Source organism: Phyllobacterium sp. CL33Tsu (assembly GCF_900113985.1).
GTDB lineage: Bacteria > Pseudomonadota > Alphaproteobacteria > Rhizobiales > Rhizobiaceae > Phyllobacterium > Phyllobacterium pellucidum.
On record NZ_FORJ01000002.1, the window covers coordinates 559,706 to 582,078 of the forward strand.

Annotated in this window: 18 protein-coding genes and 1 other RNA gene; 5 read left to right on the forward strand and 14 right to left on the reverse strand. The window is 59.2% G+C overall.

All coding sequences use genetic code 11. From position 1 onward, the window contains the following. Positions 1-30: 30 nt before the first annotated feature. The 9 genes from BM074_RS12335 to BM074_RS12375 all read right to left on the reverse strand — a co-directional run bounded on the left by BM074_RS12335 (position 31) and on the right by BM074_RS12375 (position 7,571). Positions 31-1,770: a peptidoglycan D,D-transpeptidase FtsI family protein gene (locus BM074_RS12335; RefSeq protein ID WP_027231909.1), complete on the reverse strand. Its 1,740-nt coding sequence runs from the start codon at positions 1,768-1,770 to the stop codon at positions 31-33. 2 nt (positions 1,771-1,772) lie between these two features. Continuing rightward, positions 1,773-2,201 carry a cell division protein FtsL gene (locus BM074_RS12340; protein ID WP_027231910.1) on the reverse strand — a complete coding sequence of 143 codons (429 nt, stop codon included), beginning with the start codon at positions 2,199-2,201 and terminating at the stop codon, positions 1,773-1,775. A gap of 3 nt (positions 2,202-2,204) precedes the next feature. Beyond that, on the reverse strand, positions 2,205-3,203 hold the full coding sequence (gene rsmH / locus BM074_RS12345) for a 16S rRNA (cytosine(1402)-N(4))-methyltransferase RsmH (protein WP_091922301.1): 999 nt from the start codon (positions 3,201-3,203) through the stop codon (positions 2,205-2,207). Then, a complete protein-coding gene (gene mraZ, locus BM074_RS12350) occupies positions 3,200-3,658 on the reverse strand; it encodes a division/cell wall cluster transcriptional repressor MraZ (protein WP_091922303.1) in 459 nt (152 codons plus the stop codon). The genes rsmH and mraZ overlap by 4 nt, the downstream gene beginning before the upstream one ends. A gap of 377 nt (positions 3,659-4,035) precedes the next feature. Then, an RNA gene (gene rnpB, locus BM074_RS12355) (RNase P RNA component class A) lies at positions 4,036-4,474 on the reverse strand. 97 nt (positions 4,475-4,571) lie between these two features. After that, on the reverse strand, positions 4,572-5,339 hold the full coding sequence (locus BM074_RS23480) for a lytic transglycosylase domain-containing protein (RefSeq protein WP_091922305.1): 768 nt from the start codon (positions 5,337-5,339) through the stop codon (positions 4,572-4,574). A gap of 211 nt (positions 5,340-5,550) precedes the next feature. Continuing rightward, a complete protein-coding gene (locus BM074_RS12365) occupies positions 5,551-6,315 on the reverse strand; it encodes a peptidoglycan recognition protein family protein (protein WP_091922307.1) in 765 nt (254 codons plus the stop codon). Further along, on the reverse strand, positions 6,302-7,021 hold the full coding sequence (locus BM074_RS12370) for a J domain-containing protein (protein ID WP_091922309.1): 720 nt from the start codon (positions 7,019-7,021) through the stop codon (positions 6,302-6,304). The genes BM074_RS12365 and BM074_RS12370 overlap by 14 nt, the downstream gene beginning before the upstream one ends. 127 nt (positions 7,022-7,148) lie before the next feature. Further along, positions 7,149-7,571 (reverse strand): hypothetical protein, encoded by a 423-nt coding sequence (locus tag BM074_RS12375; RefSeq protein ID WP_091922311.1) that lies wholly within the window; start codon positions 7,569-7,571, stop codon positions 7,149-7,151. A gap of 233 nt (positions 7,572-7,804) precedes the next feature. On the opposite strand from BM074_RS12375, the gene BM074_RS12380 reads away from it, so the two are divergent. Both BM074_RS12380 and BM074_RS12385 read left to right on the forward strand, forming a co-directional pair. Next, positions 7,805-11,440, forward strand: a complete 3,636-nt coding sequence (locus tag BM074_RS12380; protein ID WP_091922313.1) for a hydantoinase B/oxoprolinase family protein — start codon at positions 7,805-7,807, stop codon at positions 11,438-11,440. After that, positions 11,433-11,945 (forward strand): GNAT family N-acetyltransferase, encoded by a 513-nt coding sequence (locus BM074_RS12385; protein WP_175498999.1) that lies wholly within the window; start codon positions 11,433-11,435, stop codon positions 11,943-11,945. Before BM074_RS12380 ends, BM074_RS12385 begins: the two co-directional genes overlap by 8 nt. A gap of 394 nt (positions 11,946-12,339) precedes the next feature. On the opposite strand, the gene aroA is transcribed toward BM074_RS12385, so the two are convergent. Next, entirely contained in the window at positions 12,340-13,608 is a 1,269-nt protein-coding gene (gene aroA, locus BM074_RS12390) for a 3-phosphoshikimate 1-carboxyvinyltransferase (RefSeq protein WP_091922317.1), read from the reverse strand. 383 nt (positions 13,609-13,991) lie between these two features. On the opposite strand from aroA, the gene BM074_RS12395 reads away from it, so the two are divergent. Continuing rightward, the gene (locus BM074_RS12395) at positions 13,992-15,248 is read left to right on the forward strand and encodes a BtaA family protein (RefSeq protein WP_091922319.1); all 1,257 of its coding nucleotides are present in this window, start codon (positions 13,992-13,994) and stop codon (positions 15,246-15,248) included. Then, positions 15,248-15,904 carry a class I SAM-dependent methyltransferase gene (locus BM074_RS12400; RefSeq protein WP_091922321.1) on the forward strand — a complete coding sequence of 219 codons (657 nt, stop codon included), beginning with the start codon at positions 15,248-15,250 and terminating at the stop codon, positions 15,902-15,904. The genes BM074_RS12395 and BM074_RS12400 overlap by 1 nt, the downstream gene beginning before the upstream one ends. Position 15,905: 1 nt before the next feature. Here the strand turns inward: BM074_RS12400 and BM074_RS12405 are convergent, their stop codons facing one another. After that, positions 15,906-16,925 (reverse strand): hypothetical protein, encoded by a 1,020-nt coding sequence (locus tag BM074_RS12405; RefSeq protein ID WP_027231921.1) that lies wholly within the window; start codon positions 16,923-16,925, stop codon positions 15,906-15,908. A gap of 944 nt (positions 16,926-17,869) precedes the next feature. Here BM074_RS12405 and BM074_RS12415 point away from each other — a divergent pair. Then, complete coding sequence (locus BM074_RS12415; protein ID WP_139217657.1) at positions 17,870-18,250, forward strand: hypothetical protein; 381 nt, start codon at positions 17,870-17,872, stop codon at positions 18,248-18,250. A 548-nt stretch (positions 18,251-18,798) separates the two neighbouring features. Here BM074_RS12415 and BM074_RS12420 read toward each other — a convergent pair. The 3 genes from BM074_RS12420 to BM074_RS12425 are packed head-to-tail and all read right to left on the reverse strand — an operon-like array spanning position 18,799 to position 22,326. Next, positions 18,799-20,319 (reverse strand): mechanosensitive ion channel family protein, encoded by a 1,521-nt coding sequence (locus tag BM074_RS12420; RefSeq protein ID WP_091922327.1) that lies wholly within the window; start codon positions 20,317-20,319, stop codon positions 18,799-18,801. Then, positions 20,304-20,615 carry a hypothetical protein gene (locus tag BM074_RS22725; protein ID WP_139217658.1) on the reverse strand — a complete coding sequence of 104 codons (312 nt, stop codon included), beginning with the start codon at positions 20,613-20,615 and terminating at the stop codon, positions 20,304-20,306. Before BM074_RS22725 ends, BM074_RS12420 begins: the two co-directional genes overlap by 16 nt. Before the next feature lie 10 nt (positions 20,616-20,625). Then, on the reverse strand, positions 20,626-22,326 hold the full coding sequence (locus BM074_RS12425) for an FAD-dependent oxidoreductase (protein ID WP_113282198.1): 1,701 nt from the start codon (positions 22,324-22,326) through the stop codon (positions 20,626-20,628). Positions 22,327-22,373 lie beyond the last annotated feature (47 nt).

A 22,373-nucleotide genomic window follows, 5' to 3' on the forward strand; every position in this document is an offset into this window, starting at 1 on the left:
TTTCTGGGGCATTCGCGAGCGAAGCTGTGGCTATTCATCGAACGACACCATCGTTGGCGCTGCCATGTTCTCTTCCTTGAAATCCGGCTTGACGCCGAGGAACGATGCCGAACGGCGAATAATGTCCGCAACCATCGGCGCCGCGTTCAAGCCGGCAGTTGCCGCAACCTTGCCCTCTTCGGGCTTCGGCTCATCGATGATGGTCAACACCACATATTCAGGCTTGTCGATCGGGAACGCCGCCACAAACGCATTGAACCTGACATCGCTCGAATAGCGGCCGTTGACGACTTTTTCAGCCGTTCCGGTTTTGCCGCCGACGCGATAGCCCGGAACGTTCGCCCGCGCGCCTGAACCGCCAGAGCCCTTCTCGCTGTTCAGGCGATAGAGATAGCGCATGTCCTCGCTCGTCTTCTCGCTGACCACTTGCTTGGCAACCTTGGTGGCTTCCTCCTCCGTGCGCGGCAGGAAAGTCGGCTCTATCAATTTGCCGCCGTTCATCAGGGCTGCGGCGCCGACGGCCGTCTGCAACGGGGTTGTCGCCATGCCGTGACCGAACGCGATGGTGATCGAGTGAACCTTCTTCCAGACTTTCGGTTCCATCGGGCGCGCTACTTCGGGCAACTCGGTCTGCATGCGGTCGAGAAGACCGAGACGATGCAGAAACGCCCTGTGACCCTCGATGCCGACGACGTCGGCTTCCTTTGCCGAACCGATGTTCGACGAGTAGATGAAGACTTCAGGCAGGGTCAGCACGCGATGCTTGCCGTGAAAGTCGCGAATGGTCTGGTGGCCGATCGTGATCGGGCGGCTGGCGTCGAAGGTGCTGTTGATATTGACCTTGCCGGAATCGAGCGCCATGGCGGTCGTGAAGCTTTTGATCGTCGAGCCCATTTCGAACGTGCCGGCGGACATGCGGTTGAGCCTGTCCTTGTCGAGCGCGTTGAACGGATTGTTCGGATCGAAATCCGGAGCAGAGGCCATCGCCAGGACTTCGCCCGTATGAACATTAAGGACGACGGCGCCCGCGGCAATGGCGCGGTAGCGCTGCATCGCATTGACGACGACATCGCGGACGACGTGCTGGACGCGAAGATCGATCGACAGCTTTACCGGCTCGAGCGAACGGCTGTCCGCAAGGCCGACATCGCGCAGGTCCGAAAGACCCTGCTCATCGATGTATTTCTCCATACCGGCAATGCCCTGATTGTCGATATTGACGAGGCCGAGAATATGCGACGCGGTCGGCCCGCCCGGGTAGAAGCGTGATTTCTCGGTCCTGAAGCCAATGCCGGGGATGCCGAGCGCCATGATCTGGCTCTTCTGCTGCGGCGTCAAACCGCGCTTCAGCCAGGCGAAGCCCGCATTGCTCTTCAGACGGTTATAGGTCTGCTCGAAGTTCAAATCCGGCAGCACGGTCGATAGAAGTTCGATCGCCTCGTCGGGATCGATGATCTTGCGCGGCTCGGCGTAGAGGGACGCGGTCTTGATGTCGGTCGCCAGCACCTCGCCATTGCGGTCGAGAATATCGGGACGCGAGGCAAGCACGGCGCCAGTCGGTCCATTATAACCGGTCGTATCTTCCTGCATGCCGTAATAGATCAGGCGGCCGCTGATAATGCCGTATATGCCCATGAAACCGGCAATGGCCATGACGACGCGATTGCGTGCACGATTGCCGGATTTCTTCTTTTTCGCGTCAAGCGCGAAGGCCGGCGAAGCGCCCGTTTCGAGAAGGTTCTTTTTCCGTTTGATCCACAGCGCTGCCATCATCAATGCCCCTTCGGCTTTGCGCCTGGAACGGCTGCGCTGCTTTTCTTGACGCTGCCGGTCAGCGTCGCGTCCGTCTTTATCGTATTGCCCGCATTCGCCTCGGTGATGATGTTCGCGACATCATCAAGCCCGTCCGATGCCGGCTTTGGCTGCGGCAGCTCGTCGATGTTGACGATCTGCTGCGCTTCCATCTGCTGCAGGTCGAGCTGGCCCTGGAAGGTCTCCACCAGCTTCTGCAGGCGATTGGGCTGGGTGAGCAGGCTCCAGTCGGCCTTGAGCAGGTCGATCGTATCGCGCTCGTCGGCAATCATGCGTTCGAGCTTGCTGACCTGCGCCATCTGCTTTTCCGCATCATGCTTTATCTTGTAGGTCACGGCGGCCGCCGCGATCATCAGTCCTATCAATATGATATCGAAGGTGCGCAGCACGGATCAGTTCCTCGCCTTATCTTGGAATGCGGGCAGGTTGGGCAGGCCGTAAATGGAATGGTCCTCGGCAAGCGGTGGATTGGTTGTGCGGACTCCGCCACGCAGCTTTGCGGACCGGGCGCGCGGATTGCGCTCGGCCTCAGCCTCACTCGGCGCAACAATGCCCTTGCCGATCGGCGTGAAGCTTGCCAGCCGCTGTTCGACCTGCGGCAGATGCCTCGATCCGCCGCCACTTGCCGAACGATCGGCGAAGAATCGCTTGACGATACGGTCTTCCAGCGAATGAAACGTGACAACGACAAGTCGCCCGCTCGGCTTCAGCACTCTTTCGGCCGCGTGGAGCGCGCGCACGAGCTCGCCCAGCTCGTCATTGACGAAGATGCGCAGCGCCTGGAACACGCGCGTCGCCGGATGGATCGGCACCTTCGGATTGCGCCCGACCAGCGCTTCGATCGCATTGGCGAGATCGCGGGTGCGGATGAACGGCTCGCTCGCGCGGCGCTTTTCGATCATGCGCGCAATACGTCCGGCATGGCGCTCCTCGCCAAGGAAATTGAAGATGCGCGCAAGGTCGCCCGCTTTCAGACGATTGACGACATCGGCGGCGCTTGGTCCGGAACTTGACATGCGCATGTCGAGCGGCCCGTCCTTCTGGAAGGAAAAACCGCGCTCCGCTTCGTCGATCTGCATGGAGGAGACGCCGATATCGAGAACGACACCATCGGGCGCGCCGGCCAGCAAGGCAACCTGATCGAGCGTCGAGAACGTGCCCTGGACAAGCGTGAGACGCCCGGCAAATTCCTTCTCCATGGCGCGGCCTGCCTCGATCGCGGAGGGATCGCGATCGATTGCCGTAACCGACGCGCCTGTTTCGAGAATGCGGCGCGTATAGCCGCCCGCGCCGAACGTGCCGTCGATGATCAAGTCGCCCGGCTGCGGCTGCAACGCCGTGATGACTTCCTCGAGCAGGACGGGAATGTGCCGGTCGTCGGATGCCGTCATCGACTGCCCCCGTTCAGTGTCTCGAGTTGACGCTTTTCCGCGAGGCGTTCCCGCACCGTTGTCCGATGCGCTTCGAAACGATCCGGATGCCACATCTGAAAGTGGGTGTTGGCGCCCGCAAAGGTCACATCCGACGAGACTCCCGTATGCTCCCGGATGAAATCCGTGATCGTAATCCGCCCCTCCCCGTCGAGCTTCAGAAAGCCGCCGTCGGCGTGCAGGTAAAAGGACATGTCGTCCGCCGTCTCCGCGAAAGGATCCTCGTTCTCCAAACGCTTGTCGAACCGGCTCAAAAGCTCCGGCCCGCCCACATCGAGGGCAGGCAGATGCAGAGAACGCAGCGCGTAGAGCTCCGCGTGACCCGCCTTCTGGATAATCGAACGGAAGTGCGCCGGCACCGAGACCCGCCCCTTGGCGTCGATCTTGTTCGTTATATTTCCGAGGAACCGGTTCAAGACGTAACACCGCCGTTTCCGCCCCGTCCGCATTTCTCGGGGTGCCAATGGTTCTAACTTCCGATGGTTCGGACAAGGCATCGGCATGGTCAGCCCATGGCCAGCCCTGGCATGCGTGTTCGTAATGCGGGGGACACCGTGTCGAATGAACGCTACTGATGAAGTCAATCGGTATCATGGGGCACTATGGGCGTCAATGGGACCAGCGGACACGGATAGGGAATGAGCCGTCAATTCGGCGCACGACCGGCGATTCTGAAATTTATCGCTCATTAAGCTTAATGAAGCGTTAGGAAAGGCCACATTCACGCGTTCGCACCACTGTGAAGCCGCTCGCCAAGCGGCTTCACAATGATCGATCATCCCATGGAAATTGAAGTGCCAGCTGGCCTGTAAGCCGGGTTCTGTATGGCCGGGCTCGCGCCCGACGCGGCAGCCATTCATCTTGGACGGACGTTGCCGCCCGCCTCTTGCAACCCACCCGGACGACTGACCCGGAAACTGATCGCCAGGCTTGCGCCCGGCACGCCGTCCCTATTCGGTTTTGCTCCCGGTGGGGTTTGCCATGCCGCCCCTGTTACCAGTTGCGCGGTGGGCTCTTACCCCACCCTTTCACCCTTACCCCGCCAGTATTTGGGCTCGGACCAGCGTTGCGCGGTCGCAGCCGAAATACAGGCGGGGCGGTTTCCTTTCTGTGGCACTTTCCCTGGGGTCGCCCCCGCCGGACGTTATCCGGCACCGTGTTTCCCTGGAGCCCGGACTTTCCTCACATGCCGCCTTTCGGCTTTTGACATGCGCGGCTGCCCGGCCAGCTGGCGACGCGTATAAAGGCGTTTCGCGCGAAAAACGCAAACGAAAAAAGGCCGGGCGTCCGGCCCGGCCTTTCAAATCATGCGGTGATTACACCCAAAGCCTAGTTGGATGCCATCTCCAGCTTCACCTTGGCGCAGTAATTGGCCGAAACCGGGTTCATGCGCGTCGCGCCATGACCGGCATTGTAGCGCAGGATCGTACCGCACGTGGTGCCGTTGCCAAGCTTATGGGCGCCGGCAAGATATTTCATGCCCCAGCGGATATTTTCCTCCGGGTTGTAGAGCGCCTGGCGCGTGCCGGTATAGCCGAGGCCGCGGGCCGTCTCATACTTGATCTGCATCAGACCGATTTCGCCGGCGCTGCCCGTCATGTTCGGCTGGTAGTTGCTTTCAACGCGAATGACGGCATTGGCAAGCGCGACCGGTACGCCATAGGAGGCGGCGTAGGAATTGATGATCGTCGAATACTTGGTCCCGCCGATCGCCGAAGCGCCGGCAGACGCGATGCTCCCCGTCGTCATCGTATCGACGCTGGCAATGGTCTCGTTGACGACAGTGGTCTTGATGCGGGCCTTGGCCTGAACGACCGGGCGCTTGTGCGAGGCGGATTTCTTGCTGACGCGCTGCTGCTTGGCAGCTGCCTTTTTCGTTGCCGGCGCCTTGGCGACGACGCGTTTACCCTCTTCCTTCGACTGGGTGATTTTTGCGGCCGGAGCTGCCTTGGCCTTTGCCTGGGCTTCCCGTTCACGCTTCAACTTGATGTAATCAGCGATACTGTTCGGCTCTGCCGGGCTGCTGAGTGCTGAATTTGAGCCATAGAAGGCCATCGCCCCGAAAAGGGCGAGAATCATACCAAATTTTTTGTTCATCGTTTTCCGTCTAGAAGCTTGGGCGACACGAATGTGCACACCGGGATCGTTCCGTGCCAAAAATCAAAAGGGCAGAGCCGGAACACTGGCCAAGGATTTGACGGTCCAATGCAGCCGAATATTGATCGGCCAAATAACAAAATGTAACCCATTGATATATATAGGTTGCATTGCACAAAACGAGCCGGAAAAGTTTTTTTGGTTCAAACGCTTACGCAGAGAGAGCAGGCAGCGAATAAAGTAGTCGATGCAGGGTCTCGATAGTTGACATGTCGGCGACTCCATCGACTTTTTCGGCGCGAAAATGGCGCTGGAACGCTAAAATGCCCAATTGTGTCGCGTTTCCGAAGACCCCGTCGATGGGGACGCCATAGCCGTAAAGTGCCAGCATGGACTGCAAAGCCTCGACCGGCTGGCCCTGATCGCCGAGCGTAAAGAAACGCCCGCCTCTGATCGGCGACGCTTTCACCCAGTGACCGACGCCGGCATCGTAAAGGACAGGCCAGGGAAACTTCTCGCCGGGATCGATCTTGCGCGCCGGAGCGATGTCGGAATGGGCAAGCACCGCTTCGGGCCGGATGCCATGGCGGGATACAATGCCCTTGCAAAGGTCTATGACGGCATCGATCTGAACGGGTTCGAAATCGGGAAAACCGAGAAGCGGACCGCCGTTCACGATCTCGATACCGACGGAGCAGGAGTTGATGTCTGTCTCGCCCTTCCAGAAGCTCTGGCCTGCATGCCACGCCCGTTCGCTCTCGGGCACCATCTGCACGATCCGCCCATCCTCGTGGACGACGTAGTGAGCGGAGACTTCGCTTTGGGGATTGGCGAGCCAGTTCTGTGCGGCCTCGCCGGTCTCCATGCCCGTATAGTGCAATATGAGATATGACGGTCGCTTGCCATCCTTGCGCGGCCCGAAATTGGGCGAGGCATGGACGTCGGCGGAAAGGTGGTCCGGCTTAAACCCGCTCATACGCCTTCAGGTCTTTTTCAACCCGGTCCCAGGCGGCATTGATCGCTGCGATGCGCTGGTTGGCGATGGCGATGAATTCTTCCGGCACGCCGCGAGCGATCAGAACGTCCGGGTGGTTCTCACGCACCAGCGCGCGGTACTGCTTGCGGGCCTCTTCGAAACTGACGCCGTGCGAAAGGCCAAGGACCCGGTAAGGGTCCGTCTGCCCTAGGCCGACATGGCGCGCGAGTATCCGGTCGAACTGTTCCTCGTCGAGCTGAAAGATTTCAGCCACGGTTCCGAGGAAAACAAGTTCCTTGTCATGCAGGGCGCCGTCAGCCTTGGCGATGTGAAAGAGCCCATCCAGGATGTCTTCGAGCATCTTGCAATTGGGCTTGCCGGTGCCGCAAAGCCCGGACAATTGCGTCGCATAGGCCTCATAGCCGGCTACGTCCTGCTTTGCGAGATTGTAGAGGCTTGTAACCTGCTCCTGATATTGCGGCGGGACGTGGAATATTTCGTGAAACGCATTCACCTCGGCCTGCGTCACGACGCCGTCAGCCTTTGCCATCTTCGCCGAAAGCGCAATCATCGCAATGGAGAAAGCCACGCGCCGGCGCGTCTCCGGATCGCCCTCGAACGTGGTTCGGACGGCTTCGATGATGCTCGAGAATGCATCGATCGCAGTGCTGGTAATGAAATCGCTGATGCGGCGCCAAATCGACATGACTTCGTTTTATTCAAATTCATTCGCAAATGCGAGAGCCATATCAATGTCGCGGCGGTGGACGCGTTGCCGCATGGCGCGCACCACCGTCGGCCGGACGGCGGAGCGCCCGGCCGAAAGGCAAGCGCTATTGCATGCCGAGGGCGTCCTTGATCGCCTTCTCCGCCTCGTCGGCAGCAACCTTGGCCTGGTCGTCGGTCTGACCAGCCGATTTGGCAGCGTCTTCCGCAGCCTTGCGCGCCGTCGCCACCGCTGACTGCTTCTGCTCGGGCGTCATGGTCGCTGCCTGCTCTTTCAGCTTGTTCAACGTGTCTTGAGCATTCATCGGCGTTGCGGGTGTCGCGGCAGGGGCAGCGGGAGCCGCAGGCGTCTCGGTTGCCGCCGGGGCAGCAGGCGCAGGCGCTGGTGCCGGGGCGGGAGCCGGAGCCGGAGCCGGAGCCGGCGCTTCGGTTTTCGCCGGAGCCTGTTCCGATTTCTGTTCGCTCTCGCCGCAACCGGCAAGCACGAGAAGTGAGGCTGTCGCCATCGCCACAAAAAGTCTGTTCTTCATCGTTTCCTCTCCATCGCTAAAACTGGCCCCTCGCCTTAGCTTAAAACGAATTGGCGGCTGGCGGCGGTTTGTTTGCGCATTCAGTTAATTTTCCCGTGGATATCAACGGTTTCGCGCAAATCTTAACGTAGAATCTTCCATGATTGCGCTTGTTGCCGTTTGGCTTATTCTCACTTGGGGCATGTGCGAGGTTTTTTCCGCGCCGCCGAATCACCTGAAGACGGAGGCTGCCCGTGAAGGACAGATGGGATTTCTGGATCGATCGCGGTGGCACGTTCACCGATGTGATTGCGCGCGATCCGGCTGGGCAGCTTCATGCCCATAAGCTCCTCTCGGAGAATCCCGAAGCCTATAAGGACGCAGCCATCCAGGGCATTCGCGAACTCCTCGGCGTCGAGCCAGGCGATCACATACCGTCCGAACGTATCGGCGAGGTGAAGATGGGGACGACTGTCGCAACCAATGCGCTGCTTGAGCGCATGGGCGACCGGACCTTGCTCGTCATAACACGCGGTTTCCGCGATGCCCTGAGGATTGCCTACCAGGCGCGGCCCGACATCTTTGCGAAGGAAATCATTCTTCCCGAACAGCTCTACGAGCGCGTGGTCGAAATCGATGAGCGGGTGCGAACGGACGGCACAGTGGAAGTTGCGCCGGATGCCGCGCAGATACGCGACTTGTTGACCGGGGCCAAAGCGGATGGGATCGATGCTGTCGCGATCGTCTTCATGCATGCCTGGAACTATCCGGCACACGAACAGCTTGCAGCCAGGGTGGCGCGGGACCTCGGGTTCGGACAGGTGTCGGTCAGCCATGAAGTTTCGCCGCTCGCCAAGCTCGTCGGGCGTGGCGACACCACCGTCGTCGATGCCTATCTGTCTCCAATCCTGCGCCGCTACGTTGATCGGGTTGCCGGTGAGCTTGGCGCGGGCGACGGGGCGGAACAGGGGCCGCGCCTCTCCTTCATGATGTCGTCAGGCGGGCTGACGGCAGCCGATCTCTTCCAGGGCAAGGACGCCATTTTGTCCGGTCCTGCGGGCGGCGTCGTCGGCATGGTCGAGACGGCACGGCTTGCGGGGTTCGACCGGGTGATCGGCTTCGACATGGGCGGTACCAGCACGGATGTCGCCCACTACGATGGGGATTATGAGCGCGCCTTCGATACGGAAGTCGCTGGAGTGCGCATCCGTGCGCCGATGATGCGCATTCATACGGTCGCCGCAGGCGGCGGTTCCATTTTGCACTACAGCGCGGGGCGCTTCCAGGCCGGTCCCGATTCGGCAGGTGCCAATCCCGGCCCCGCCTGCTACCGGCGCGGTGGGCCGCTTGCGGTTACGGACGCCAATGTCATGCTCGGCAAGCTGCGGCCCGAATATTTTCCGGCGATCTTCGGCCCCGGCCAAGACAAGCGGCTCGATGCTGAGATCGTTGCGAGAAAATTTGCGAAGCTTGCGGCAGATATCGGCGACGGCAAGACGCCGGAAGAGGTTGCCGAAGGTTTCGTGACGATCGCAGTCGAGAATATGGCGAATGCGATCAAGAAGATATCGGTGCAGCGCGGCTACGACGTCACCGGCTATCTCCTGAATTGCTTCGGCGGCGCGGGCGGGCAACATGCCTGCCTTGTTGCCGACGCGCTCGGCATGGAAGCGGTGCTTATCCATCCCTTCTCCGGCCTGCTCTCAGCCTATGGTATCGGCCTTTCCTCGATATTCGCGTCACGGCAACAGGCGCTGGTCAAACCGCTTTCTTCTGAAAACCTTAAGGAAATTCGCGAACTCGTTGCGCGCCTGTCGGCTGCCGTAACGACCGAACTTGCAGGCCAGAGTGTTCCGGCCGAGGCAATTGCGGCGCGTCCCATCGTGCATCTGCGCTATGACGGAACCGATACGACGATCCCCATCGATTTCAGCGCCTTTGCGATTGATGGAGCGCGCGCTGCCTTCGAAGCTGCTCACAAGGCCCAGTTCGGCTTCATATACGACAATAAGGGCATCGTGGTCGAAGCCGTCGGCGTCGAGGGCATGGATTCCCGCGAGCAGACGCAAGTCGAAAAGAAGCAGGCCCCGGTTGCGGCAGAACCGCAGCACGAAAACACATGCCGGATTTTCTCCGGCGGTGCGTTTCACGAGGCTCCGGCGTTCCGGCGCGAAAACCTCGCGCCCGGGCATGAGATCAAGGGTCCGGCCCTGATCATCGAGCCGCATCAGACCATCGTCGTCGAGCCAGGCTGGCGCGCGCAGATCACGGACTTGAACCATGTCCTCATGCGCCGGGCCGAAAAGAAGCTTCGCACGGCCGCGCTCGGCACCGAAGCCGATCCGATCATGCTCGAGGTTTTCAATAATCTCTTCATGTCGATCGCCGAACAGATGGGCGTGACGCTGCAGAACACCGCCTATTCGGTCAACATCAAGGAACGTCTCGATTTTTCCTGCGCCGTGTTCGACGGCAGCGGCGCCCTCGTCGCCAACGCACCGCACATGCCCGTGCATCTCGGCTCCATGGACCGCTCGGTCGAGACGATCATCAAGCTCAATGCCGGCGATATCCATCCGGGCGATGTCTTTGCCCTCAATGCTCCGTATAATGGCGGCACGCACCTCCCGGATATCACTGTGGTGACACCGGTCTTCGACGATGCGGAAAAAAACATTCTCTTCTACGCCGCCTCACGTGGCCATCATGCCGATATTGGCGGTTCCGCGCCGGGATCGATGACGCCGCTCGCGACGACCGTCGATGAAGAAGGTGTTCTCATCGACAATTTCCGTCTCGTCGAGCGTGGCCGCTTTCGTGAACGGGAATTGACCGCGCTTCTCACCCATCACCCCTTCCCTGTGCGCAATGTCCATCAGAACATCGCCGACCTGAAGGCGCAGATCGCGGCCAACGAAAAAGGCGTTGCTGAGCTTAAGAAGATGATCGGCCAGTTCGGGCTCGGCGTGGTCGAAGCCTATATGGGCCACGTCCAGGACAATGCGGCGGAGAGTGTGCGGGCCGTGCTCGACCGGCTGCCCGAGCAATCCGAATACAGCTACGAGACCGACACCGGCCAGACGATTGCGGTGAAGATTACCGTCGATCGCAACGAGCGCCGGGCAACGGTGGATTTTACCGGCACGTCACCGGTCATGAAAAACAACTTCAATGCGCCGGAGCCTGTGGCGCGCGCTGCGGTGCTCTACGTATTCCGTGTCATGGTCGAAGGCGCGATACCGATGAACGCCGGCTGTCTGCGTCCTATCGACATCATCATCCCAGATGGGTCGATGCTGAAGCCCACCTACCCGGCGGCCGTCGTTGCCGGCAATGTTGAAACATCGCAGCATGTCACCAACGCCCTGTTTGGCGCCTTGGGCGCGATGGCGAATTCGCAAGGGACGATGAATAATCTGACCTTCGGCAACGAGCGCTATCAATATTACGAGACGATCTGCTCGGGATCGCCCGCCGGCCATTTCAACGACGGCACCGGCTTTGCCGGAACCGCCGCCGTCCACACGCACATGACCAATTCACGCCTCACGGATCCCGAAATCCTCGAAATGCGCTTCCCGGTCCTGCTCGAGGATTTTCATATCCGCGATGGTTCCGGCGGCACCGGGACTTTCCCGGGCGGCAACGGCACGCAGCGGACGATCCGTTTCCTCGAACGGATGGATTGCGCCATCCTGTCGTCGCATCGCAGCCGGCCGCCCGAAGGCCTCGACGGCGGCGGCAATGGCGAGACAGGCAAGACGCAAGTACGTCGCAACGATAGAGAGACCGAAACGCTCAAAGCCTGCGACCAGACCGTCCTCGACGCCGGTGAAGCCGTGATACTCACCACACCCACCCCAGGCGGTTATGGAAAGAATGATGGTTGAACCTATGCAGATTGCTGTCAGGCGCCTCACCCGCGACGATGCGGAGCGTTTCCAGGCCCTGCGGCTGCATTGCCTGCAGACTGCACCCGAAGCATTTGGTTCGAGCTATGAGGAAGAGTGCGGCCGCGACATCGCCGAAATACGCTCGATGCTGGAGGCGCAGCCCAATGCGGTGTTTGGCGCCTTCGCCGGCGACCAGCTCGTTGGCCTTGCCGGCTTTGCCGTCAGTCCCAAAGCCAAGAAGCGTCACGTAGGCCTGCTATGGGGAGTCTTCGTCGATCCCGCCTGGCGAGGTCATGACTTGGGCAGACGATTGACTGCGGCCGTGATCGAACATGCGAGGCAGCATGTCGGTGTTCTTCATGCGACGGTCATGGCAACTAACCTCTCCGCGCGCAATATCTATCTTGGTCTCGGATTTACAGTTTTTGGTTTTGAGAAGGATGCATTGCGCTACGACGGCAAGTCCTATGACGACGAGCACCTGCGCCTGGATTTACGCTGAAACTGGCTTGGCGCAGCGGCGGCAACGAAACGTCGATAAAACACGAAACGAACGACACCTGTTAAATTGCCTTTTGCACGGCCGTCACACTTCCTCGCCGTGCAAGCTCAATTACTTGCCCGCCCCTCATCATCGAGGCATTTGGCGCGAACAAAATAACGGTCGAAGGCGCTGCGAGTCCTTGGCGGACTGATGCGGCCGACGAATTTCGCGCATGTCCGCCAGAGACTGACGCTCGCCGATGAAATGAGTTCACCTTTGCAAAAAGCTTTCACTCAAGGTACACGTCGACGACGCCGCGCTGGCATCGCGAAAGCCAAGCGCGCTCGACACCGGCGGTCCAGATGCCCAGATACCCGAGAATCCGGTCTCCTGAACGATACTCGCCAAGATACTATGAGGGGGACGTTTCCTTGACCGCGACCCCTAGCGAACGCAGGGCGTTCCAGTAACCTGGATAGGTTTTCGCCACGCAGCCGGAATCAAGGATGTTGATGCCTGGCAGTTTGAGGCCGGCCAGCGCGAAGCTCATCGCGATGCGGTGGTCAGAATGGGTATCGATGTCGACCTCGGAAAAGCTTGACTGCAAACCCGGGTCCGAGGCGACAAGCAGATCGTCTCCCTCCTCAATGCCGAGGCCTGGGCGAATTGCGTTGAGCCCCGCAGCTAGCGCCGACACGCGGTCGCATTCCTTGACGCGCAGATTGGATAGCCCGCTGAATCGCACCGGTGTTTCGTTGAACGCCGCCAAGACCGCGATCGTAGGTATCGCGTCTTGCATCTGCGCGCCGTTGATGACAGCCGGCAACCGCGGAAACTGTCGGATAGTGGCCATTGCTCTGGCATCGGGTTGGGTGAATGCCTCCACCGGCATGCCTAGGTCAATTGAACCATTCGTGATCGCTTCCGCCGCCCACAGATAAGTAGCTGCAGACGCATCAGGTTCGACTATGAAATCGGTGGCGATATAGCCGGTCGGCTGGACGCGCCAACTTGCATCTGATGTCTGCTCCACCATTGCGCCGAACTTCTCCATTGCCGCAAGTGTCAGATCGACATAGCCGCGCGCCCCGATAGCGGGGCCAGATAGTATGATGTCGATCGGCCCCTCGCCAAACGGCGCGATCATCAGCACAGCTGAGACATATTGGCTCGATAGCGCGCCATCGATTTCGATCCGGCTGGTTTTCAGGCGGCCAGTGCCGCGCACGGTCACTGGCGGATAGCCAGCTTGGCTGAAGATGTCGATGCCCGCAGCGCGCAGCGCTACAACGAGCGGTTCGATCGGTCGGAGGCGCATATAATCGTCGCCATCGACGATGACCGTTCCGTCCACGACCGCCGCCGCTGCCGTGATAAAGCGGGTAGCGGTGCCGGCATTCCCTAGAAATAGCGGAACCGCAGGTGAAGAAAGGCGGCCGCTGCTGGTCAATGCAAAACTGGTTTCGTCAGGCTCGCTGACCATCACGCCCATGTCGCGCATAGCCGCGGACATATAGCGTGTGTCGTCGCTCTTCAGCGCGCCGCGGATAAGGCTATTGCCAGGCGCCATTGCCGCCAGCAGCAGAGCCCTGTTTGTGATCGACTTCGAGCCAGGAGGAGTAATCTGGCCGATCAGCCTGCGACCGGGCGGAGTAATCGTGGCAACCAAACGCTGGCTCATTCTACGTCACTTCCGGATACAATGCGGGCCGACAGGGCAGCCACGAATCGGTGAATTTGCATATAATTTCTTTAGGCCAGTCGGCACGCACCGACAAGCGCGATCCTGATGTCTACGTGCCCTGTTAGGCGTCATGGGCGCCTGGATTTGCGCTGAAACTGGCTTGGCGCAGCGGCGTCAACGAAACGTTGATAAAACACGGAAATGACGGCACTTGTTAAATTGCCTTTGCACGGCTGTCACACTTCCTGGCCGTGCAAGCTCAATTACTTGCCCGCTTAAATTGAATCAACTTGGCAAGTCGCTATAAGGGCGTGCGTCACCCATTTGTTACATCGGGATGCTAGGCGGGCAGGAATTTCCAATAAAGGGGATTCGATTAGATGCCGCTTGCTAGACAATCCGACGCACTGTCTCCGCGCAACGAGAAGCTCAACAAGGCGGTCCGGCAAAACAGGCTCCTTTCGAAGGCCGGCCTTTCGGAACGCCTCTTCGCCCATGTCTTCAAGGGGCTGGTCTATCCGCAAATCTGGGAAGACCCGGAGGTGGACATGGAGGCACTGCAGATTCTGCCTGGCCACCGGATTGTCACCATTGCCTCTGGCGGCTGCAACGCCATGTCCTATCTGACGGCCGATCCGGCCAGCGTCGAAGCCGTCGACCTCAACACCGCTCATGTCGCCTTCAACCGGCTTAAGCTCGCAGCAGTTGCCCGCCTGCCCAATTACGACGCCTTTTACCGCTTCTATGGGACGGCTGACGACAGGGCCAACCTTGCTGCCTATGAGCGTTTCATCCAGCCGCATCTCGACGCGACGAGCCGCGCCTATTGGGAAAAGCGCATGCTTTCCGGCCGGCGTCGGATCACCATCTTCTCACGCGACCTCTATCGGCACGGGCTGCTCGGGCTCTTCATCGGCATGGGGCATCGAATTGCCAGGCTGTACGGCATCGACCCGCGCGATCTGCTCAAGGCATCCACCATGGAGGAGCAGCGTGCCTATTTCGATACAGCCCTCGCCCCGCTCTTCGACAAGCGCATGATCCGCTGGGCGACGAAGCGGAAGTCGTCGCTGTTCGGACTAGGCATTCCTCCGCAGCAATATGATGCGCTCGCCACCGCCGGCGATGGCAATATGGCGCAGGTGCTGCGCGGCAGGCTGGAAAAGCTCGCCTGCGGTTTTCCGCTCTCGGAAAACTATTTTGCCTGGCAGGCCTTTGGCCGCGGCTACAGCGACAATGCCGAGACCGGTCCGTTGCCGCCCTACCTTTCTCGCAGCAATTTTGCCACCGTGCGCGACCGCGCCAGCCGGATGAACGTCGTCAATGCCTCCTTCACCGAGTTCCTCGCGGCAAAACCCGACGCCTCGGTCGATCGCTTCATTCTTCTGGATGCGCAGGACTGGATGAACGACACCCAGCTCAATGAACTATGGGCGGAGATCACCCGCACTGCCGCGCCGGGCGCACGCGTCATTTTCCGCACGGCCGCCGAGCCTACGATCCTGCCTGGCCGCGTCGACGATACGTTGCTTAATAGCTGGGACTATCAGGAAGAACTCTCCCGCGCACTGCACGAGCGCGATCGCTCGTCGATCTATGGCGGCTTTCATCTCTACCTTCGCAAGGACCGCGCCTGATGTTTGCCAAGATTGAACACGGCCCGCTGATGGACCGGGTGTACCGGCATCAGCGTCACTTCTATGACGCTACCCGCAAATACTATCTGCTTGGCCGCGACCCGATGCTTGCCGGGCTCACCCCGCCCGAGCGTGGCAGTATCCTGGAGATCGGCTGCGGTACAGGCCGCAACCTCGTGCTTGCCGGGCGGGCTTATCCTAAGACTTCGCTCTACGGCATTGATATTTCCAATGAAATGCTGGCAACGGCACGCAAGAAGATAGCTGCTGCAGGAATTGGTGATCGCGCCACGCTCGCCTATGCCGACGCGGCAAAGTTCGAACCTGAAGCGATCCTCGGGCGGCGCGAGTTCGACCGGATTTTCATCTCCTATGCCGTATCGATGATCCCGCAATGGCAGGCGGTGATGCGCGAAGCGATCAACCATCTCACGCCGGGTGGCGCGCTGCATGTTGTCGATTTCGGCGATCTGCGCGATCTGCCTGCCTTCGCGCGGCGCGGGCTTTATAAATGGCTCGAATGGTACCACGTGACGCCTCGCAACGACCTGTTCGATGTTGCAAGCGAGATTGCCCTGGCCTCCAATGCGCAGGCCGAAATCCATAGGCTTTATCGCGGCTTTGCCTGGATTTCAGTAATCCGCCGCCACGCCTGACCTACTGGCAAAGGTCGGCTTTGGGGCCGGCTGAACCTGGGCCCGCGAGGCAAAAGAGCATCGACATTTCCGCGGCCGAACGCCCGCTTTGCGGGTTCTCTTCGCCGCTATCGCCGCTTGTCGGTCGCTTCAACTCGCAATCATCGCGCAGCAGGCACATGACCGGGATCCGTGCCATGGCAACGGCAGCCCTCTGCATGCCGGCGGGACCGGAGAAATCTCCGGCATTGCGCACGCGGTACCATTGGTGGACTCGCGATATGCGAAAGAAGGCGCGCGGATTTGGCAAAACTGCGAGCCGCGAGCGCAAATCATTGTCGGCGAAGAGATCGACGACCTGGCCGTCATAGGGCTCGGCCAGGCGCCGATTGTTGGAAACGAAGGTGGAATCGAAGGTAATCGCCGCAGTACACGGGAACGCTGCCGCAAGGTGGCGTGCAAGTCCGCCGCCAAGCCCATGACCGACGACGATATATTCGACCGGCAGGCCCGCCGAGCCGCTTTGCGCCTCACGGCGGATACGCGAAAACTCCTTGCGCACAGTCCTGTATTGATCCCACGGATTGATCATCTGGGTAAACAAGGTGTTCTCGCTGATCAGATCCGGCAGGTTGAACGCGCTGTCCTTGCCTCTGATGACGAGCATTACCGAAAGCCGCACCGGGCTGCGCTTGTAGAAAAGCTCAGCGTAGAACCCACCCGGCCGGATGATCGGCCCGCCCTGCGGAGCCCAGCCGAATATTTCTGGTTTGAGATTGAAACGGTCCCGGTTCGATGGCGCGTAGACGTTGGAAGCGTAAGCGGCATAGATGCCGAAATAGTCGGAGATCAGCTCGTTGTCGTAATCGGGGTACCCTCTATAGTTGCGCCAGAAACTCGGTATTGCCGGGCGAACGCAACTGCCGGACTGGCTGACGGATATCGCCAGATCGTCCCTGTTGATAGTAACCCACGACGCGAAAAAGGCATTGGCCAGCGCAACCAGCGCGACAAGAAAAACCAGCAAACCAAGTTTTCTCATCGTCCCGCCCCTCGCACCAAACGCTGTTTGCAACGAGTATCACGGCTTAAGATTCGATGCAGCATGCAAAAATATGCAATCAGAACAACATCGACGAGGCGCGCTCACGCTCATCATCTGTTAAGCGTAATTACTCATTCGGCTAAGCTATTTGAAACCAAATACTTTTTTGTTTTGAAAAGGTTGAAATGTAATCCAAATGTAATTTTTGCTAGAAAAAATGTTCATGCTTTGAGCACGTACTAACGGCTTCTCAACCCTTTCCTGCCAAGGGTTGCTGACCAGTGCGGACGTGCGCATAGAACAGGTACAATGGAATATTCCCACGACGATTCGATGGAATTGCGAAAATGGAGAATTGCCCGTGAAGAAGCACTGGCTGCCCACGCATCGTTTGACCAGTCCGGCAAGGATTTGTTCCGCGCTTCGATTGATTTCGGCTTAGAGGCGATTCGCACAGCGGCGCTGACTAATGGCGGCGCGGTGCTCGCTGCTTTGCTTTTCTTGGCGTGCTGCGCGGCTCATCCGACGCACAAACGGTATTATTGTTCAAATCACTTCTCTGGCCAGCCTTTGTATTGCCGCAGGCTCAGTATTGGCTGGTGCCTCGTCCGGCTTTGCTTGGTTCGCCCAGCGCTCTTTCATGCACGCCCATGGCGCAATGAACCTTTCGTGGGAGCAGTACCCGTATATGGAGGCGCTTCCTACCAAAGCCATGTACGAGCGGAAAGGCTATTTCTTTCAGCGCCTAAGCGCCGGTTGCGTCGCTGTTTCGTATCTTTGTATCATTGCTGGGTTGGTTTGGGGTGGCTGCATCTTGAGGCCCTAGAATTACCTCCTCAACGGTGATGGCCCGACAGGCTTCTCGTAGTACCCTCTCGATTCAGCACACCGCGTCATAGGTCGGCTTGCGACGCGCGGTTGGTCATCGCTCGATTTCGGCGATGCGTACAGTGCTGTCTCGTGTTCATTCCGATAGCGTGCAGACGGTCAAGCATGTGAGCACGGGATGGAATTCTTTTTTCGTTAAGCTAGGCAAGCGGCTTAAGTACCGAAACGGAATATCCGCCTGTCGTAGCAGCGCCCAGTTCAACCTCGACATATTAGCAAGTTTAGAGATCGACTGGCGCATTGTGATGGCTGAAATTGGCGGCGCGGTCGCGACAGCTCCCCGCCCGTTAACGACATTGAGTCGGTTTGGGTTGAAGGACTGCTTTTGGGACGTCGCGGAACTGGACTCAAAGGCCGAGATCAAGGCGCATTGTTGCCCGTCTGGAACGGGGCCGGAAGCCGTCGGTCCCTTATCGGGGCGGCTCGGCGAATAGCCGCCATTCGGCAAGCGACCTCAAGTAGGTCATTCCACTATCTGTTGGACTCCCCGAAAGCTGCCGCTGGAGAGCGACGAATAGTCGATACTAGATTGGGTACACTCTCGAACACTGTCTGAGGCGTTGCATTCGGATATTATTTCCGTCCCGCGCTAGTCGCAGCAAGATTTAGCCAGGCTGGCTGGTTCTTCCTGATAGTGCTGCTCCATGTTGGCCGCCAACGCCAACAGTATTGTGCTGTCGCCGCACTTGCGGACCCTCTGCAACCCGACCAGCGTCGGGCAAGTGCTGACCTCATCCACAAAGGAGTCAAAAGTTCAACGCCCATTGACACCTTTCGCGCTCACAGTAATCGGTCTCCTCGAAACGGAGCCGAAGCGTCGGCCTTCCTCGACGCGTCTGCTTGGTGAAAAGCCCTGCTTTTTCAGCAAGCGTATCAGCTCTTTAAAAAACAAAGTGACAGCGCCCGGCGGCCGCATTCCCGACGGTGCATTCATGACGGCCGGTACACCTACTTGGGTCTGGGTCACGTGTCATTTAAGAATTCAGGTTATTGCCGTTCCAATCTCAAACAAGTGCCGGATCCTCTTCACCAAACCCGGGACCGCATGAATGCCTGCAATCTCGTCACTGTTACCGAACAGATGCTTCTCCGCTTCGGCGCGCCGCGATAGAATAAGACTGAGTTCTTCCACCAGGCTTGGTCGATCGTGCAGCAGCGGAGCCAAGGTAGACTTGGCGATCTCGTAAACAACGGTGTAGGCAAGGGCGCGTACGGAACCGGTCTCTCCAGCTCCAGTCAGGAGGCTGGCTTCGCCGAAATAATCCCCAGGCGCGAGCCTGTTCAATTCGAGCTGCCGACGTTCTTCCTTGCGGGTAACGACCAGAACACCCGTCCGAACTATCACCAATGATTTCATCTCGCAGCCCTGTTCGGCGACAACCTCGTCTTTGTGGAAGGTCCGACGCGACATGGCGTTGGCTAGAACTTCCTTTTCGTCCTCGGTGAGTGTTTTGAAGAGTGGCATCGCATCGAGTAGCCGCATTTGTGTTGAGCGCATAGTGGACAGCGTGTCCGTCTTGGCTGGCAGGGAGCCATGCTCGCCTACAGCTGATGCCAACGGTAGACCGGCCGCCAGACTGTGCCGATAGATCAGATCGAATATTTCATTCTGCGCTTCTCCGGCCCTGGCGATGTCAGTCACGCGAAAGAACAATTCCACCTCGACGGCCGAACCATCGAGCGATTTGATCTGAATACCGGGCTCGGGGGAATTCAATATCGTGGTGGAGCTCAAGAGAACCGAGCGCATGAGATCTGCAATAGCCGAGGGCCTGGTGGTGGGCGAAAAACGCACGGTGATACTCACGCCGTGGCTCCGGTCAGGGCTGCTGATATTGATCAACCTTGCCTTTGCAAGGTCGCTGTTTGGCAGGATCACGAGGTCGTTTTTATTGTTGAGAAGATGTGTTGCACGCCAATTGGTTTCGACAACCCTGCCCTCGGTGCCATCGCCAAGCACAATCAGATCACCTATGACGTACGGCCTTCCAAGATTAAGGGCGATGCCCGAAAAGACATCGCTCAATGTACTTTGCAGGGCAAGGCCAAGAATGATGGCAAGTACGCCCGATGTGGCGATAAGCGTGCCGACGGGAAGGCTGAAGACATTGGCGACGACGGAGAGAACCGCTCCCAGATAGATAATGCCGACGACGAGATCCTGTATCAGCCGCCCTTCGCGTGGGCGCCGTTCAAAGATCAGGAACACACGGGCGAATCCAACGAGCGCCCAGGCAGCGTTGATCCACCAGATAACCTTTGCGATTCCAATGAATATTTTCTGGACGCCGGAGGCCGTGGGCGGGCCTGCCTGATATGGCACTATATCATGGTAAAGCAGCAGCACAGTCAAAACCACAAAAAACGTAACCTGAAAGATCAGGTGCCATGTCGGGTTGTTGCGTAGCGCCACCCGCGAGACAAATGCACCCGCAGCCGCAAGTGTCCCGGCCTGAATAGTAGGATCGGTGATCACGTCGGAGAGCGTCATTCTGAAAAGCACGCTAGAACGCTTCCGCTCCACCTACAAGCGTCCTTCTCACGAAGCGGTGGCTCGCTGCAGCCAAGCGGCCACCCCTGGATCCAGTTCTTAAAACCGGAGCGCGGATCATGCATCCTGTCGATTGTAGAGTTTTTAGCACCAATCGAATTCAACAACAAAACAGCCATTATCGGCATTTTCAAAGAAAAAGTTTCTGAGCGGGGCTTTTGCAGGGACGAGAGATTTTTGAGATTGTTTGACTTTAAAAGCGCGTCGGTGGCGATTTTCGCCGCCGAGCAGTTTCCACCTTGGTTCATTTCGCACTTGCTAAGTTGGGATCGGCGAAGCGGCCAGCGCAGACGTGCCTCCCACATTTCGCACCAAGAAAGAATGGATCTGCGCGATGACGGCCGCGCCTTCACCGACGGCGGCCGCGACCCGCTTTGTGGAGCCGGCCCGTGCGTCTCCAATGGCAAAGATGCCAGGGCAACTCGTTTCCAGCGGCAGTCGCTCCCCATGGCCGATACCATCTCCCGTGAGAACGAAGCCTTTTCCGTCGATCGCGACACAGCCGTCAAGCCAGCTGGTATTAGGATCGGCGCCGATAAACAGGAAGAGATGGCGCGAAGCACACTCCTCGGTCTCGCCGGTTCGGACGTCACGGAAGGTGGCGCCGGTCAAACCTGTCTCCCGGTCGCCATGCAAGCCCACAATCTCCCTGCCCACATGGAGTTCGACATTGGCCAATACCGCGAGCCGGTCGATCAGATACTGGGACATAGTCTGCTCGAGTGGTCGCCGGACCACGAGATGCAGGTGCCTGACCTGTGGTGCGAGGTAAGCAACGGCCTGGCCGGCCGAGTTCCCGCCGCCGACGAGAGTGACTTCCTCTCCGGCGCAGAGGCGGGCCTCGATCGGCGATGCCCAGTAGGAGACGCCGGCTCCCTCCAGCTCTTCGATATTGGTGACATCAGGCCGTCGGTAGCGCGCTCCTGACGCGATCACGATGGAACGCGCCCGTGCGGTACACCCATTGCTGAGCTCGAGAGAGAAAGGAGCTTCCGACTCAGGTCCATGACAGCACAGCTTTCCGACGGTCAGTGGGATCGCAAGCTCGGCACCGAACTTCGTCGCTTGATTGAAGGCCCGGCCCGCAAGAGCCTGTCCGGAGATACCAGTTGGGAAGCCGAGATAATTTTCGATCCGGGCGGATGCGCCCGCCTGGCCGCCGAAAGCGCGCGAATCGAGAACCAAAACAGACAGCCCCTCAGATGCCCCATAGACAGCCGTGGCCAGTCCAGCCGGTCCCGCTCCGACGACTGCCACGTCATAGACATTCTTCGGATCGAGATCCGGCACGACGCCCAGACAGGACGCAGCATCCGCGTCGCTCGGATTTCTGAGCAATGTGCCGTTTGGGCAGATCATCAACGGCAGATCTTCAGGTGCGATGCCGAGCCGTTCGACCAGCTCGCGCCCCTCGGCCTCGCATGCGGCGACGAGGGCGTGGGGATAGCCGTTGCGGGTGAGAAATCCAGACAACCTCACGATGTCGGGAGCATCCCGGCGTCCAACCAGAATCGACCCTGCACCGCCGGCCCGCCCTTCTTCGATCAGCGAGACGCGACGGAGGATGTAGGCGCGCATGATCGCCTCACCAACATCCGCCGACCCGATGACAAGCGCGCGAAGATGTGGGGCATCAAAGGGTATTGCAATTACGCCCTTCTCGCCCGCGACCACCGATGCCAGGGTTGCATGACCAGACAACTGGTTGGTCTCGCCGGTGAACTGGCCCGGACCGTAAGTGGCGATCACGGACGACCTGCCAGCCGCACCGCGCTGAATTGCATCGGCGGATCCCTCTAGAATAAGCCAGGCAGGCACGTTGCGGGTTCCGATCTCATAGAGGATGTCGCCTGGGCCGAAGCGCCTCGGCTCGCCGCTCGCGAAGCGTCGAGCCATCCCGATTTGGAAAGTCGAAAGTGTTGGATATGCTTGTTCCCGCCGAGCATCGGTGATCGCCATTGTGTGAACTCCATATCGGACTATCCCGATGATCTCGTCAGTTTATC

Coding starts and splice junctions, on each gene's coding strand:
- BM074_RS12335 (WP_027231909.1), bottom strand. CDS start 1,770: ATGGCAGCGCTGTGGATCAAACGGAAAAAGAACCTTCTCGAAACGGGC.
- rsmH (WP_091922301.1), bottom strand. CDS start 3,203: ATGACGGCATCCGACGACCGGCACATTCCCGTCCTGCTCGAGGAAGTC.
- BM074_RS23480 (WP_091922305.1), bottom strand. CDS start 5,339: ATGAACAAAAAATTTGGTATGATTCTCGCCCTTTTCGGGGCGATGGCC.
- BM074_RS12365 (WP_091922307.1), bottom strand. CDS start 6,315: ATGAGCGGGTTTAAGCCGGACCACCTTTCCGCCGACGTCCATGCCTCG.
- BM074_RS12370 (WP_091922309.1), bottom strand. CDS start 7,021: ATGTCGATTTGGCGCCGCATCAGCGATTTCATTACCAGCACTGCGATC.
- BM074_RS12375 (WP_091922311.1), bottom strand. CDS start 7,571: ATGAAGAACAGACTTTTTGTGGCGATGGCGACAGCCTCACTTCTCGTG.
- BM074_RS12385 (WP_175498999.1), top strand. CDS start 11,433: ATGGTTGAACCTATGCAGATTGCTGTCAGGCGCCTCACCCGCGACGAT.
- aroA (WP_091922317.1), bottom strand. CDS start 13,608: ATGAGCCAGCGTTTGGTTGCCACGATTACTCCGCCCGGTCGCAGGCTG.
- BM074_RS12395 (WP_091922319.1), top strand. CDS start 13,992: ATGCCGCTTGCTAGACAATCCGACGCACTGTCTCCGCGCAACGAGAAG.
- BM074_RS12400 (WP_091922321.1), top strand. CDS start 15,248: ATGTTTGCCAAGATTGAACACGGCCCGCTGATGGACCGGGTGTACCGG.
- BM074_RS12405 (WP_027231921.1), bottom strand. CDS start 16,925: ATGAGAAAACTTGGTTTGCTGGTTTTTCTTGTCGCGCTGGTTGCGCTG.
- BM074_RS12415 (WP_139217657.1), top strand. CDS start 17,870: ATGCGTACAGTGCTGTCTCGTGTTCATTCCGATAGCGTGCAGACGGTC.
- BM074_RS22725 (WP_139217658.1), bottom strand. CDS start 20,615: ATGAACCAAGGTGGAAACTGCTCGGCGGCGAAAATCGCCACCGACGCG.
- BM074_RS12425 (WP_113282198.1), bottom strand. CDS start 22,326: ATGGCGATCACCGATGCTCGGCGGGAACAAGCATATCCAACACTTTCG.